General features: G+C 50.8%; 13 protein-coding genes. 2 read left to right on the top strand and 11 right to left on the bottom strand.

Annotated features, from left to right (window positions below; all coding sequences use genetic code 11):
- The first annotated feature begins 486 nt into the window (after nt 1-486).
- Entirely contained in the window at nt 487-1,035 is a 549-nt protein-coding gene (locus DPV68_RS11555) for an AAA family ATPase (protein WP_255418324.1), read from the top strand.
- Nucleotides 1,036-1,144: 109 nt separating this feature from the next.
- On the opposite strand, the gene DPV68_RS11550 is transcribed toward DPV68_RS11555, so the two are convergent.
- From DPV68_RS11550 to gatC, 10 genes are all read right to left on the bottom strand, one after another.
- Entirely contained in the window at nt 1,145-1,633 is a 489-nt protein-coding gene (locus tag DPV68_RS11550; protein ID WP_114166957.1) for a putative immunity protein, read from the bottom strand.
- Nucleotides 1,633-2,106 carry a DUF7000 family protein gene (locus tag DPV68_RS11545; RefSeq protein WP_114166956.1) on the bottom strand — a complete coding sequence of 158 codons (474 nt, stop codon included), beginning with the start codon at nt 2,104-2,106 and terminating at the stop codon, nt 1,633-1,635. Before DPV68_RS11545 ends, DPV68_RS11550 begins: the two co-directional genes overlap by 1 nt.
- Before the next feature lie 441 nt (nt 2,107-2,547).
- Nucleotides 2,548-3,186: a DUF1643 domain-containing protein gene (locus DPV68_RS11535; protein ID WP_114166954.1), complete on the bottom strand. Its 639-nt coding sequence runs from the start codon at nt 3,184-3,186 to the stop codon at nt 2,548-2,550.
- Nucleotides 3,187-3,314: 128 nt separating this feature from the next.
- Nucleotides 3,315-4,109, bottom strand: a complete 795-nt coding sequence (locus DPV68_RS11530; protein WP_157964173.1) for a DUF4839 domain-containing protein — start codon at nt 4,107-4,109, stop codon at nt 3,315-3,317.
- A 125-nt stretch (nt 4,110-4,234) separates the two neighbouring features.
- The gene (locus tag DPV68_RS11525) at nt 4,235-4,999 is read right to left on the bottom strand and encodes a hypothetical protein (protein WP_232819621.1); all 765 of its coding nucleotides are present in this window, start codon (nt 4,997-4,999) and stop codon (nt 4,235-4,237) included.
- 148 nt (nt 5,000-5,147) lie between these two features.
- The gene (gene rlmD / locus DPV68_RS11520) at nt 5,148-6,512 is read right to left on the bottom strand and encodes a 23S rRNA (uracil(1939)-C(5))-methyltransferase RlmD (protein ID WP_114166963.1); all 1,365 of its coding nucleotides are present in this window, start codon (nt 6,510-6,512) and stop codon (nt 5,148-5,150) included.
- A 95-nt stretch (nt 6,513-6,607) separates the two neighbouring features.
- A complete protein-coding gene (locus DPV68_RS11515) occupies nt 6,608-7,609 on the bottom strand; it encodes a diacylglycerol kinase (protein ID WP_114166952.1) in 1,002 nt (333 codons plus the stop codon).
- Between the two features lie 61 nt (nt 7,610-7,670).
- The gene (gene gatB / locus DPV68_RS11510) at nt 7,671-9,101 is read right to left on the bottom strand and encodes an Asp-tRNA(Asn)/Glu-tRNA(Gln) amidotransferase subunit GatB (protein WP_114166951.1); all 1,431 of its coding nucleotides are present in this window, start codon (nt 9,099-9,101) and stop codon (nt 7,671-7,673) included.
- A gap of 12 nt (nt 9,102-9,113) precedes the next feature.
- A complete protein-coding gene (gene gatA, locus DPV68_RS11505) occupies nt 9,114-10,556 on the bottom strand; it encodes an Asp-tRNA(Asn)/Glu-tRNA(Gln) amidotransferase subunit GatA (RefSeq protein ID WP_114166950.1) in 1,443 nt (480 codons plus the stop codon).
- An 11-nt stretch (nt 10,557-10,567) separates the two neighbouring features.
- On the bottom strand, nt 10,568-10,858 hold the full coding sequence (gene gatC / locus DPV68_RS11500; protein WP_021066487.1) for an Asp-tRNA(Asn)/Glu-tRNA(Gln) amidotransferase subunit GatC: 291 nt from the start codon (nt 10,856-10,858) through the stop codon (nt 10,568-10,570).
- A 216-nt stretch (nt 10,859-11,074) separates the two neighbouring features.
- Here gatC and DPV68_RS11495 point away from each other — a divergent pair, with 216 nt between their 5' ends.
- On the top strand, nt 11,075-12,778 hold the full coding sequence (locus DPV68_RS11495; protein ID WP_114166949.1) for a methyl-accepting chemotaxis protein: 1,704 nt from the start codon (nt 11,075-11,077) through the stop codon (nt 12,776-12,778).
- A 322-nt stretch (nt 12,779-13,100) separates the two neighbouring features.
- Here DPV68_RS11495 and DPV68_RS11490 read toward each other — a convergent pair whose 3' ends face one another.
- Nucleotides 13,101-14,474 carry an alanine/glycine:cation symporter family protein gene (locus DPV68_RS11490; RefSeq protein ID WP_114166948.1) on the bottom strand — a complete coding sequence of 458 codons (1,374 nt, stop codon included), beginning with the start codon at nt 14,472-14,474 and terminating at the stop codon, nt 13,101-13,103.
- Nucleotides 14,475-14,498 lie beyond the last annotated feature (24 nt).

Below are 14,498 nucleotides of genomic sequence, written 5' to 3'. Positions count from 1 at the left end.
AATCCAAATATTAGAAAGTATATAATTTTCAGAAAAATAAATATCTTAGTATATCTTACGTATGTCCTACGGCTTTCTAAGTGTTTTATGAATTCATTTTTTTGTCAGTCCATTATAAAATAGCGAAATTCAAAGGTTTAGTAGTATATTTTATTTTTATTACATCACCGTTTATACTTTTGCATTTTACAAGAACTTATTGTCTAGATATCAACACCTGCGGACAGAAAAACAACACTCTTGTATATTTTTCTTATCACCTTAAAGGATACTCAACTCATCATTCCCTCTCCCTTTTAGTTAGTCTCTTAAGAAACCAAAAATCACCTTTACGCCACAGGGCGAAAAGGTGATTTTTGGTTAACTATATTATTTCCATTTTAAATATACTCGTCGCTTTATATTCAATACATAATATTTATCATTTTAACTAAATGAATAATATATTAATACGTTTGAGAATTGAGGGATATTAGAATCATTTAGATAAACGGTGCTTTCGGATCAGGAAAAACGACAGCCGCCGAACAATTGCAACAACGGTTACCGAACGCCTTTTTGTATGACCCGGAACAAGTCGGCTTTTTCATTCGTGACAATCTGCCCAAATCCATGCGACTGGCCGATTTCCAGCATCATCCGGAATGGCGGACGTTCAACGTCGAGATGCTGACGAAGATTGCCCGTTCATACGATGGCGTGATTATCGTTCCGATGACGCTCGTGGACCAGCTCTACTACGATGAAATCATCGGCGTCCTGCAACGTGACGCGATTCGGGTCGACCATTATATTCTCCACGCCGATAAACGGACACTCGTAAGACGATTGAATAAACGCCTCGAATGGTTCAATTCGTGGGGCAAGGCACAAATCGACCGCTGCCTCCACGCCTATCATCACGACATCACACATGACAAAATCGAGACCGATCACCTTACAGTCGACCAGGTCGTCGAGGAGATCGCCAAGCGGAGCGGCTTGACACTACAAGCCTCAAAGCGTCGCTTTCCTGCTCGCTCGTTCTGGTCATGACGAAGCAAAAAAAAACTCCAATCATCCACGATTGAAGAGTTCATCCTTGAGATGTGCTGTTGTCTTTCATCATGAACGTGGCCCACTCATACTCAACGGTTCGCGCGCGTCAATATTCAATCCGCTCCATATAGTGCTTCACGCGCGCTTCGACGATTGGTTGACACACCCGCACACCGTGACGACGAACGAGTGCGGTCAACTCATAGATCGGAAACCCTAGCGCGTGTCCTCGTGTATGAACGACGCTACAGGCTTGCCCGATGGCATGGCACAAGGCCTGATCTTCAAGTGAATCAAGTTCTTTCGCCACCGCATGGGCCTGCAAAATCGATTGTTTTGCGACGGGCATCTTCACGTTACCCGCAGCCCACTCTCTAGACAGTTGGACCGCAGTTTTCAGTCTCGTTTCATCCGGATAACGTTCAGATAGCGTTTGAACGGTTGCATCGGCCAATTCGAACGCCCATAACGACAGCGTGCGCCGGTTCTGCTCTTGAATCAACGCATTCAAATCGGTTAGAAGCGCACTGTCTTTCGCAAATAGAAGTTGATTGCCTCGCTTCAGTCTCATTTCTACTTCGGCCATCCAATCCATCAGCGCCCTCCCTCAAGTGTTGCTTCCACATCTTGAATGAACTGTTCGACTTCCCGTTCAATCAATTCAGCCAACTGTTCCGGCTCATCAAAATTCGGTGCCGACGTTAACGTCCGCTCGATGATGGCATCTCGGTTTTGATTATCATGAAAACCCGACAGTGCTTGAAACGTGGTCGCGTACTGTTCCGTTAACACTCGATTGCGAGCGGACAGCCATACTTCAAACTGCCCGGTCGCATGTAGATAGACGACGGCGATTTTCAGTCCGTGCTCCTTTAAATATGATGTGTTCACAGCGATATACGACATATCCATATAGCCCGGGTAGAGACCACTCACCTCGTATCCGCTCTTCATGAAGCGAGATCTCAACCGTCCCATGAACTCAAGAATGCTTCGATAAGCAAGCGGTACGTCTCCTTGTTTGATGGTCGATGTGTACGCTCGAATTAACTCATTCAATGATTTCAAACCGAGTTTCCTCCTTCGAAAGGTGTGATTGAATATTACTCAACATTACCTTTGATTCGGTGACTTTGAACACACTCGTTTCCATCTATGCAACATATTCTTTGCATCTGAATTTTCTATCTCCGTTAAAAATCGTTCTGTAAATTCAGGATGAACATACTTTGGACTAAGACGCATCCAATATCTACCTAGCAGTTGGAGAGCTTCAGACCAATGACTGACGACGTGCGAGCGACGAATCGATTCTAACTTTTCATCTTGAATTGTATCAACCAACGTAGACTCATCAGACACTAAGACAAACTCCCACGCATTTGTCTCCAATCTTCGTCCTGCCAAACAGATTCTACCCCCTTCTCCGCTTAATGATAAGATTTTCTCCCATTCCGATTTCATTTTCACTTTCTCCTTTATTAGATGTCTGGGATTCTTCGCTCAAGTTCATCCGTTCTGTTGTTGATATTGCTTTAAGATATCTTCAATATATCCAGCTCGATTTTTTACTAGCCGTGGAAGTGGATGATAGTATTCGCCATTTTCTACTTTTAGTTTTCCAATGATAGGGATCTGAGCTTGTGATAATCGATGTAACCATCTTTCTTTACTTGTCTGAAGATGAATCCATCTTTGTTTCTTGTTTACTCCCCATCCTAATAGAATCCAAGGATGCTGTTTCAATTCTTCGACTGATGCTAAAGAATCCTCAATATTATAGAGATTAGAGCCACAAAGCGTTTCGAAATCGTTTATTGCCTTTTCACTTTTCCCTTCTCGTAAATTGAACAAATTATAAATATAGAACCGTCCCGATAATTGTCCGTTTTGCTGATGAATCCTCTCTACAATTTTGACGAGTTGACTTTCCATCGTCGGATCCATTTTGATTTCTCCTTCTGCTAAGCCTTGTGAATCAAGTTCTCTATCCAACCCCTCAATTAGTCTTGCTGAACCCGGGTTTAATAATAAACAAGCGCCTAAAGAATCCGTAGAATCCCCCCATTGCAAATAAGCAGATGTCCGAAAAATATGACCATTTCGCTTCACGAATGATCCATAGGCTGTTACAGTTTCTAACTTCATTCCAATCACTCCAATTCATCGATTTTTATTGGAAAATGAAATACGTGATTCATTGAATGCAATAATCATTTTAAATCTATTCGTTCTCGATTCCATCGGTTTACTTCTTGATTATTTCGTGTGTACGCTTATCTCATTTTGATAGATACGGGATTGATGAGGAATAGATTTGAAGCTTCTTCATACTGGTCTACTACGGCAGTAATGCGGATATGAAGGCCGCTCCCAAACGAATCCGGAATATTGTCGCCTTCTAAGTTCAAATCATAATAATTTACATCTCGCAGTTGGAAATTAGGACCGGGCGGTTCATCTTGAGTGTCATCCCCGACTAAAATTAAATAATCAAATCGGGTATCATAGTTATCGTGCTTATTGACGTAGGCTGTGTGCGCATCGAATTCAATCGTGCGCCCTTCATATTCATTAGCGAACGCTGCAATCAAAGGATCCGATTCAAAGCTCACACTCAGCACCTGTTTCAAGTCTGGACTATTATCTACAGTCAATACTTCAGGCTCTTTCTTTTCTTCTGCATCTTTATCCGTTTGGTTGCTAGACTCGTCTTCTGTATCTGTCTTTTCGGGTTTTTCCGTCGCTTTTTCAGTCTCCTCTTCTTTGAACGTATGATAAGTAATCACAATTTCAGTATCTTCAGCCATCCATGTGTTCGGCTCATACTCGACGTCGCCTCCGACAGCTACTTCCTCGACTTCGCCATCCTCTGTAATCCAACCTGTAATCAAATCTTCGACTTTTTCTGTTTTGACGTTTGTAAATCCTTTTTTCTTGAATTCATCGACTACTTCTTTGTAGTTCCTACCCTCTTGAGCGCTTGATGCTGAAGGCGTCTTCGCTTCACCCTTATGGTCATTTGCTCCCTCACCACACCCTGCTAAAGTAGTAATCAATACAGCTGACACTAGAATACCTCGTATTTTCCTCATAGTTTATACCCCCGATTAAAATAATAATTTCAACTAAATATAACTTTCGTAAAATCATAAAATATGACCATAAAAATGATTCTTTTTATATTTTTTATTTACTAGAAAATCAGATCTCCTCCATCTTGATCTGTCGCCAAAACAGTTTTTTTGCACGTCAATCTATAACCTTGAGACTCAAATGTATGTTCATAACGATTAAGCGTGAGAGTTCCAATCGAGTTCATCGTATGAAATACAATGACCGGTCTTTTCTTTTTGTCATAATAAAAATGTGGTTGTATCAATTTCGGAATTATTTCCCCTATTACCCAATCCCATTCAGATGAGTCTAAAGACGTTAACAGTCGATCCTCTCCCCAACTAATCCCATGCCACATCGCACCAAACTCTTTAAGCTTATGATAAGCAATCGCCGCCTGTAAGTAAGACAAAGGAGTATAGTCTCCATCAATCGCCTCCTTGAATTCGTCACAAGCGAAACTTGGTTTAGGAGGTGAGAGAAATTGATTGTTTAACCGGCTACATTCGTCCGGTTCCGGTAAACTATTATGGATTGGAATTGCCCATACGATGCCATTTCCGTTATCTACTTCTTGATATTGATAAGCAGCCAATCTATATTCCGTCTTAATATGAAGCTTGGAAAAACCCTCGATGATTCCTTCAGGATTGTCATATGATATTCTCCAACCGATACCCCTGTAGCTTCTTGTTTTTATTTCTCGTGCTGGTAATGGATTGTACTTTTGATCTGGCTTCGTTTCTTCCAAGGTGAACACTTGAATATTTTCTTTTAAAGCTTCTCGTTTGAATAGTTTCAATCCGTTACTGCACATCCGTCTCATCCATCGCTGATTGCCCATGTTCTGCACTCCCGTTCAAATCGATTTCACTCACTAGAGACAGTCTACAAGAAATCCGAGATTGACCTATGCACTTTTTCGTCATAGGTGAAGCCTATACAAAAAAGGATAGACGCTCGACTCAGCGTCTATCCTTCGATTGCTTCACTTACTCTTCAATTTTCTCCATCCACGCCACCGTCTCCACATGTGCCGTATGCGGGAACATGTCGACTGGGGTCACTTCGACTAATTTGTAGCCACGGTCTGCGAGATAACGCATATCGCGCGCCTGCGTCGCGACGTTACACGACACGTAGACAATCCGCTTCGGACTCATTTCGACCATCGTCTCGAGGAACGACTCGGCACAGCCTTTACGCGGCGGGTCGACGACGATGACGTCCGGATTGATGCCATTCTTCTTCCACTGCGGCAACACATCTTCCGCTGCGCCGCATGCGTACGTCACGTTGTCGATTTCATTGACGAGCGCGTTCTGTTTCGCATCCTCAATCGCTTCCGGTACGACTTCGACGCCGTATACGTGTGCCGCTTTCCGGGCAAGGAAAAGACTGATCGTCCCGATGCCGCAATAGGCGTCGACGACTTGTTCCGTTCCGGTGAGTTGCGCGTATTCGAGCGCCTTGCCGTATAGCTTCTCCGTCTGGACCGGGTTGACTTGGAAGAACGAGTGCGGGGAGATCGTGAACGTCAATCCACCGATCTTGTCCTCGATTGTCTCATGCCCGTAGAGCAGTTTGTTCGTCGCCCCTAAGATGACGTTCGTCTTGTCCGGGTTGACGTTTTGCATAATCGACGTCACGTCCGGGAGACGTTTCAAGATGTCGGCGACAATCTCGTTCACGCCTTTGATTTTCGTCGTCTTCGTGATGAGGACGATCATCAATTCACCCGAATGGTAGCCGTAACGGGCCATGACGTGGCGAATGACACCGCGCCCGGTCAACTCATCATACGCCGGCACACCGTGCGCCGCGAGCACGTCACGGACGACTTGGACGGCCTCATCGTTGCGCTCGTCTTGGATGAGACATTTCTTCATCTCGACGATGTCGTGCGAACGTGGACGATAGAAACCGGCGACGAGGCGACCGGCCTCGTCTTTGAACGGCACTTGCGCCTTGTTGCGGTAACGCCATGGTTCCGGCATGCCGATCGTCTCGTGGACGGGCACATCGAATTGGCCAAGTCGCTTCAGCGCATCGACGACACGGTCCCGTTTTTGACGGAGCTGGCCGTCGTAGCTGAAGTGTTGGAGCTGACAGCCCCCACACTGATAGAAAATCGGGCACGGTGGCTCGACGCGGTCCGCGCTCGCTTCTTTCACATCGATCAAGCGGGCGAATCCGTACTGTTTGTTCGTCTTCGTCACGACGATTTCCACGGTCTCCCCCGGGAGCGCGTTCGGGACGAACAACGTGTACCCGTCGACGCGTGCCACGCCTGCTCCTTCGTGCGTGAGGTCGTGGATATGGACGTCGAGACGGTCATTCTTTTGGACTGGTAACATGAGTCTCTCCTTTCCCGATTCAAAAAATAGTATTAGTTCTTCATACCCGTTCCAAGCGAACGAAAAGCCCGGCGTGTGCGCCACGCCGAGCCGACTCATTCTGCTTTCTCATTTGAGACGTTGAACAGCTGTTTGATCATCTGTTCGCGTTCATACTGGGCGTTCAAGTCTTCCATCTCACGGATGCGTGCGTTCGGCGCGAGCACCGTCAAGTGGCGGAACAAGTTCCGCATCTCACCTGTGCATTCGCCACCGTACTCGCCGTCGATGTTGAGACTCATACGTTCGGTCGTCGTCTTCATCTTGACGCGCCCCGTCTTGACGTGCTCGACGAGCGGGCTCGACAAATGCTCGCCACGGAGCAACAAGCGGACGACGTGGATGAACTCGAACAAGTTGCACTTGCGCAAGATGAACAAGTCGAATAGTCCGTCATTTAGCGAGGCGTGCGGTGAAATCTTCTCAAAACCGCCGACCGAGTTCGTGTTCGACGTGAGGAAGATCATCACCTCGCCGCTGAACGTGCCCTCGTCGTGCTCGAGTTCGATATACGTCGGCTTAATGAGCGGCAATTTCTCCATTCCTTTGACGTAATAGGCGAGCTGGCCGAGCGCCGTCTTCAGTTTCGATGGGACCTCGTACGACAGCTCCGTCATGATGCCGCCCCCGGCGATATTGATGAAGTAGTGGATGTCGCCTTTCTCCCCTTCAATCTCACCGAGGTCGACCGGCATCTCGAAGCCGTCACAGATGACGTCGAGGGCACCGACGACGCTCAGCGGAATTCGCATCGCCCGGGCGAAGTCGTTCGTCGTTCCGACCGGGATGAGCCCGATCGTCGGACGCGTTTCGAGCGGGGCGAGTCCTGAGATGACCTCGTTCAGCGTCCCGTCCCCACCGGCCGCGATAATCAAGTCAAAGTCGGCCTCGGCGGCCCGGACGGCCTCGAGCGTCGCGTCGCCGATCGCTTTCGTCGCGTACGTCGACGTCTCATAACCCGCATCCTCGAGGCGGTTCAAAATGTACGGGAGTTCCCGTTTGATCACTTCTTTTCCAGATGTCGGGTTATAGATGACCCGTGCGCGTTTTCGTTGCATACTATTCTCTCCCCATGCTCAAGTCGAGCGAAAAGCGAGACACAAGTGCCTCGCCGCTTGTTTAACGTTTGGCGATCTCTTCGTGGAACAAGCCATCGAGGAGTGCCGGGTTCGCCATCCCTTTCGTCTGCTTCATGATCTGCCCGATGATAAAGCCTTTGGCACGGTCTTTCCCGTTCTTAAAGTCTTCAATCATCTGCGGATGCGCTTCGAACAAGTTGAGGATGTAGCCCCGGAGCAAGTTCTCGTCCGAGATTTGGGCGAGACCGTTCGCTTCGACGTACGCCTTCGGCTCGGCGCCTTCTTCGATCATGGCTGTGAACACACGTTTGGCGATCTTCGAAGAAATTGTACCTTCTCCAATCAAACGAATCAACTCCGCGAGCGAGCTCGGCGTCAATTTCATCGTCTCGATCGTATCGTCCGACTTGTTCAAGTGACCGAGCACTTCGCCCATGAGCCAGTTCGCGGCCGCTTTCGGTTCGGCACCGGCCGCCGTCGTCGCTTCGAAGAAGTCCGAGAACTCCCGCGTCGACGTGAGCGCCTTGGCGTCATAAGCCGACAGGCCGTAGTTGTTCATATAACGTTCACGACGTGCGACCGGAAGTTCCGGAAGCGTGGCGCGGATGCGTTCTTTCCATTCCTCATCGATTTCGAGACGGACGAGGTCCGGCTCTGGGAAGTAGCGGTAATCGGCCGCTCCTTCTTTGACACGCATGAGGATCGTCTTCTTCGCCGCCTCATCAAAACGGAGCGTCTCTTGACGCATGACGCCGCCCGTGATGAGGAGTTTGCGGTGACGCTCTTCCTCATACTCGAGCGCCTTCAAGACGTTCGAGAACGAGTTCAAGTTTTTGAGCTCCGTCTTCGTGCCGAACGGCTCTTGACCGAACGGACGGACCGAGATGTTACAGTCGCAACGAAGCGACCCTTCTTCCATCTTGACGTCCGAGACGCCCGCGAATGAGAGCACTTCTTTCAAACGCTCAAGGTAAGCGACGGCGTCTTTTGGTGAACGCATATCGGCCTCACTGACGATCTCGATGAGCGGTGACCCGGTCCGGTTGAAGTCGACGACCGAATGTTTATCGCCCGTGTGGTTCATCTTCCCGGCATCTTCCTCGAGATGGACGCGTTCGATGCGGAACCGCTTCATCTCACCGTCGACTTCGACATCGACGTGACCGTTGAAACCGATCGGCTGGTCGAACTGCGAGATTTGGTACGCTTTCGGTGTATCCGGATAGAAGTAATTCTTGCGGTCGAACTTCGTGTCGGTCGCGATTTCGCAGTTGAGTGCCATCGCGGCCTTGATGGCGAGATTGACCGCCTCTTCGTTCAATTTAGGCAAGACGCCCGGGTGTCCGAGACAAATCGGACACGTCTGTGTATTCGTTTCGGCACCGTATGTGCGCGAGCAGCCACACCAAATCTTCGACTTCGTGCTCAGCTCGGCATGCACCTCGATCCCGATGATCGTTTCAAAGTTCATCGTACGTCCTCCTTAGAGCTGTGGCATCTTGAAACCGCCGTTTGCTTGTTCAAAAGCATGGGCCACGCGGTAGAGTGTTGGTTCACTGAAATGGTTCCCGATGATTTGTAAACCGACCGGGAGGCCTTCTGACAAGCCGGCTGGGACCGAGATGGCCGGGATGCCCGCCAAGTTGACCGGTATCGTCATGATATCGTTGGCATACATCGTGAGCGGATCTTCGAGCTGGTCACCGAGTTTGAACGCGACCGTCGGCGCAGTCGGTCCGATAATCGCATCGTAGTCGGCGAACACGTTCGCGAAGTCTTGCTTCATGAGCGTGCGGACCTGTTGCGATTTCTTATAGAACGCATCGTAATAACCCGAGCTGAGTGCATACGTCCCAAGCATGATGCGGCGTTTCACTTCTTCCCCGAAACCTTGTTCGCGCGAGTACGTGAACACTTCTTCGAGCGCATCGGCCTCGGCACGGCGTCCGTAACGGATGCCGTCAAATCGGGCGAGGTTCGAAGACGCTTCCGATGACGCGAGCAAGTAGTACGTCGGGAGCGCGTATTTCACCGTCGGGAGCGAGACGGTCTCGACCGTCGCACCGAGCGACTTGAGTGTCTCGATCGCTTCTTCAATCTGTTTGCGGACACCGTCTGACACGCCTTCACTCATGAACTCTTGTGGAAGCGCGAGTTTCATGCCTTTGATGTCGCCGTGAAGCGATTTCGTGTAGTCCGGAAGGTCGACCGTCGCTGACGTCGAGTCCATGTCGCAATGACCGGCGAGCGCGTTCAACAAGTAGGCGTTATCTTCGACCGTACGTGTGAGCGGACCGATTTGGTCGAGCGACGAGGCGAAGGCGACGAGGCCGTAACGTGAGACGAGACCGTACGTCGGTTTCATCCCGACGACGCCACAATAGGCCGCCGGTTGACGAATCGAGCCACCCGTATCCGAGCCGAGGCTGAACAGTACTTGCCCGGCCGCGACCGTTGCCGCTGAACCGCCTGACGAACCGCCTGGCACACGGTCTGTGTCCCACGGGTTACGGACGACTTTGAATGCCGAGTTCTCGTTCGACGAACCCATCGCGAACTCGTCCATGTTGAGTTTCCCGATCGTGACGGCACCGGCGTCATGGAGACGCTCGACGACCGTCGCGTCATGGGCCGGGACAAAGTTCTCGAGGAACTTCGAGGCACACGTCGTGCGTGTCCCTTTCGTGACGATGTTGTCTTTGACGCCGATCGGCAAACCGAAGAGCGGGTTGTCCGATGTCTTGGCGAGCTCGTCCATCCGTTTCGCCTGTTCGAACGCGTCTTCGTTGAGCGTCAAGAAGGCACCGATTTTCTCGTCGGTCGCCTCGATGCGGTCAAATGATTCTTTGACGAGGTCCGATACCGTGACTTCGCCTTCTTTTATAAGCGTATGCAGCTTGGCTACACCGTGATCAAATAAACTCATGAAGGGCCTCCTTATTCAAAGACCGCTGGGACACGGACTTGGCCGTTCTCCCAATCAGGTGCCATCCGTTCGACTTCCTCGCGTGGAAGTGAAGGACGAACCTCGTCTTTGCGTAGTACGTTTTTCAAATCTAGGGCATGGGTCGTCGGGATGACGCCCGTCGTATCGAGTTCATCGAGTTGCTCGGCGAACTCGAGGATTTTTGTCAATTGCTCCGTGAAGTGCGTCACTTCATCTTCTGTGATCGCAAGTCGGGCGAGTCCGGCGACGTGCCGAACTTCAGCTTCTGTGATTCGAGCCAAAGGTTCCACCTCCAACAGTTTTCAATACATCGTCCATTATCATACCACTTTTTCATAAGACAAAAAAGAAAATCCCATCTCGTCATTTGTGAACCCTTTTTTGAAAAATTAGGAAATACGCTCGTAATATTGACTTGTTTCCGAAAATGGCTATTCGGTCCATCCCCCAATCTCATTATGCTTAGGAAGAAGCATTATTTTCCGAGGAGGATTCCTATGTCAATCCGTAACAAATTGATCGTCGCCTTCACCGTATTGCTCGTGTTGTTGCTCGGGGTGAGCGGCTACTCGTTCTATGCGTTGAACGCATCCAAGGCCGCTCAGAAAGATATGAACGTCTCATGGGTTCCCGGGATGGATCAAATTCATCAAGTCGACAAACAGCTGCTTGAGATTCGTCAACAGATGATGCGTCATGCCCTCGTCGAAGACGAAGTGACGAAGCAAAACGTCGAAACAAAAATTGAGACGGGCATCACGATTTTAGAACAACAGATGAGCGGGTATGAGTCGACTATCATTAACGAGACCGGCCAGGAGCTATTCGATCAAGCGACGGCCCAATGGACATCGTTTCGGGCGAATATCGATGAATTGATCCGCATCTCAAATGAAGAAGAAGCGGCCGTTGCCGACGCCTATATCCGCGATACGGCGACGCCGAGTGCCGATGCTTTGTCCAATACGCTCGGTCTGCTCGTCAACTTGAACCGTGATGAGATTCGATCTGACACCGAATCCGGTGAGGCGTTATCCGAGCAAGTCCAACTCACGCTTCTGATCATCATGGCCGCTGCCGTCGTGTTCACCGTGCTCATGATGGTGTTCATCTTCCGCGCCATCTTCGAGCCATTGAACGAGTTCAAACTGAAGATGCGCGAGCTCGCCACAAGCCAAGGCGATTTGACCACGGCCATCCCTGTGAAGCGACGCGATGAGTTCTCAGGACTCGCCCGTGACTTCAACCAATTCCTGGCCAACCTCCGTCAATTGATTCTTCAAGTGAACGGCGTATCACGCGGAGTGACCGAACAGTCCGCTCATATGTACGACGAATTGAAAGCGCTTGATACGTATATGACGACGACCGCCGCGACGACGGAAGATTTGACGGCCGGCATGCAACAGACGGCCGCGAGTGCCCAAGAGATGAACGCGTCGGCATCTGACATGGAACGGACGCTCCACAACATCGTGACGATGGCCGCCGAGCGTAAAGCCGAGGCCGCACAAGTCGACGCCCGCGCCGTCGCGCTGCGTGACCATGCCGTCGAGGCGAAAGCGTCCGCACTCAGTGTCCTGTCGTCGACACGTGTCAACTTGGAGAAAGCGATGCAAGACGCCAAAGCCGTCCGAGAAATCGCCACGCTCACGAACGATATTTTAGACATCGCCGCCCAGACGAACCTTTTGTCGTTGAACGCCTCAATTGAAGCCGCTCGGGCTGGTGAAGCGGGACGCGGGTTCGCCGTCGTGGCCGATGAGATTCGGAAACTGGCGGAGACGAGCCGGACGACCGTCGAACGCATTCAAGCCATCTCGACGACCGTACTCCACTCCGTCGACCATTTGAACGACACGTCGAGCGAGATGCTCGGCTTTCTCGATACGAACGTGTTGAAAGATTACGACCAACTCGAAGAGGCGGCCGAACGCTACAGCGAGGACGCCGGCCGCTTCGAGACGACCGCCTCGGAATTCGCCGTCGCCGCTGTCGAGCTCGAACAGTTGACGTCGAACATGATCGGAGTCATCCAGGACGTCGCCGTCACGGTCAACAACGGTGCGCTTGGCACACAAGAAATCGCCGAAAAAGTGACCATGTCCGTCGACCGCTTCAGCGAGTTGAACCGCGTTACCGAAGCCTCCCAACAGAAAATGGATGAATTGAACGAGTTGATTGGGCAATTTAAAGTGTAAACGGTTGATGCATCGATTCGCGAAAAGCGAGTCGGTGCATCTTTTTTCAGTCTAGGTGTGAGCATTTCAGTCATGATTGGAACACGGTCTCTCGACGCCTCAGAACATGACAAACGGCCGCCCGAAAACGACCGTTTGCGTGGCTCATCCGACGGCGCCGAAGACTCCTGAGGGACCAGCGAGCGAAGGGAGACCCAGCAGCGTTAAGCGATGCGGCTCCCTGCTCGCCCCTAGGAAAGCGGAGGCGCCAAAAAGGATGAGCCGTAAAACATGTATGAATCGGCAAAAGGAAGCGTCCTCGCTTGAGGATGCTTCCTTTTGGTTAAGCCGCTTGCCGCAGTTCTTTTTTCCGTTCCAATTCGAAACGCTTCGTCTCGGCGACGACGACACCCGACAAGAATAAGAGACCAATCAAGTTCGGGATCGCCATCAGCCCGTTGAAGACGTCCGAGATGGACCAAATCAAATTCAAATTCGTCGTCATCGCGCCGAGTCCGGCGACGAGGATATAGACGACACGATACGGGACAATCGACTGTTCGCCGAGCAAGTAATGGACCGACCGTTCCCCGTAATAACACCAGCCGATCACCGTCGAGAAGGCAAAGAAGACGAGCGAGATCGTGACGATCAGTTCTCCGATCGGCCCGAGGAAGTACGCGAACGATGCTTGCGTCAACTCGATACCTTGGAGCCCGCCCGTATATTGACCGCTCATGACGATCGTCAATCCGGTGATCGAACAGACGATGAGCGTATCAATCAATACTTGCGTCATCGAGACGAGTGCTTGCCGTCCCGGGAAATCGGTCTTCGCCGCAGCCGCTGCGATTGGTGCCGAGCCAAGACCCGCCTCGTTCGAGAACACGCCGCGCGCGACCCCATAACGGATGGCTGCACCGAGCGCCCCGCCGCCGATGGCCTCCGCACTGAACGTGCTCGAGAAGATGGTCGCGAACGCCGATGGGATCAACTCGTAATTCGTGACGAGAATGACGAGACCGCCTCCGACGTACGCGAAAATCATGACCGGCACGAATACGCCGACGACTTTCCCAATCGATTTGACACCGCCGAGGATGACGAATCCTGTTAGCACCATGAGCACGATGCCCGTCACGAGCATCGGTACCCCGAACGACGTATTCAAGGCGAGACTGATCGAGTTCGTCTGGACACCGTTGCCGATGCCGAACGCAGCGATCGCAGCGAACAAGGCGAACGTCATCCCGAGCCACTTCTTCTTCAAGCCGTGCTCCAAGTAATACATCGGTCCGCCGGCAATCTCGCCCCGCTCATCGACGACACGATATTTGACGGCAAGAATCGCCTCGGCGTACTTCGTCGCCATCCCGATAAAACCAGAGAGCCACATCCAGACGATAGCCCCCGGACCACCGAGGACGACCGCCGTTGCGACCCCGACCATGTTCCCGGTCCCGACCGTGGCCGCGAGCGCCGTCATGAGCGCCTGAAAGTGCGAGATGTCCCCGCGTTGCTTTTTCTGTTTCTCCGCTTCCGCTCCCGTCTTCGGTTTCGGGAGAAACGCTTCCTTCAACCCGAATCCGAGCCGGGTCACTTGGATAAATCCGAGCCGGAACGTCAAATAAACACCTGTCCCAATCAATAAAATCAATAGATGTGGGCCCCAGACGAGATTCGATAGACTCGTCAGGGCCGCTTCAAACTTTTCTATGCTACTCTGCCCCCTATGTATTTC

This window comes from Exiguobacterium sp. TNDT2, from assembly GCF_003331145.1.
Classification (GTDB): domain Bacteria; phylum Bacillota; class Bacilli; order Exiguobacteriales; family Exiguobacteriaceae; genus Exiguobacterium.
The sequence above is the reverse complement of the archived record's forward strand: the minus strand, read 5'-3'. Positions and strand labels throughout refer to the sequence as shown.

Excerpts from the sequence above, each read along its gene's own strand:
- rlmD (WP_114166963.1), bottom strand. The coding sequence starts at position 6,512 with ATGTTACCAGTCCAAAAGAATGACCGTCTCGACGTCCATATCCACGAC.
- DPV68_RS11525 (WP_232819621.1), bottom strand. The coding sequence starts at position 4,999 with ATGGGCAATCAGCGATGGATGAGACGGATGTGCAGTAACGGATTGAAA.
- DPV68_RS11550 (WP_114166957.1), bottom strand. The coding sequence starts at position 1,633 with ATGGATTGGATGGCCGAAGTAGAAATGAGACTGAAGCGAGGCAATCAA.
- DPV68_RS11495 (WP_114166949.1), top strand. The coding sequence starts at position 11,075 with ATGTCAATCCGTAACAAATTGATCGTCGCCTTCACCGTATTGCTCGTG.
- gatB (WP_114166951.1), bottom strand. The coding sequence starts at position 9,101 with ATGAACTTTGAAACGATCATCGGGATCGAGGTGCATGCCGAGCTGAGC.
- gatA (WP_114166950.1), bottom strand. The coding sequence starts at position 10,556 with ATGAGTTTATTTGATCACGGTGTAGCCAAGCTGCATACGCTTATAAAA.
- DPV68_RS11515 (WP_114166952.1), bottom strand. The coding sequence starts at position 7,609 with ATGCAACGAAAACGCGCACGGGTCATCTATAACCCGACATCTGGAAAA.
- DPV68_RS11535 (WP_114166954.1), bottom strand. The coding sequence starts at position 3,186 with ATGAAGTTAGAAACTGTAACAGCCTATGGATCATTCGTGAAGCGAAAT.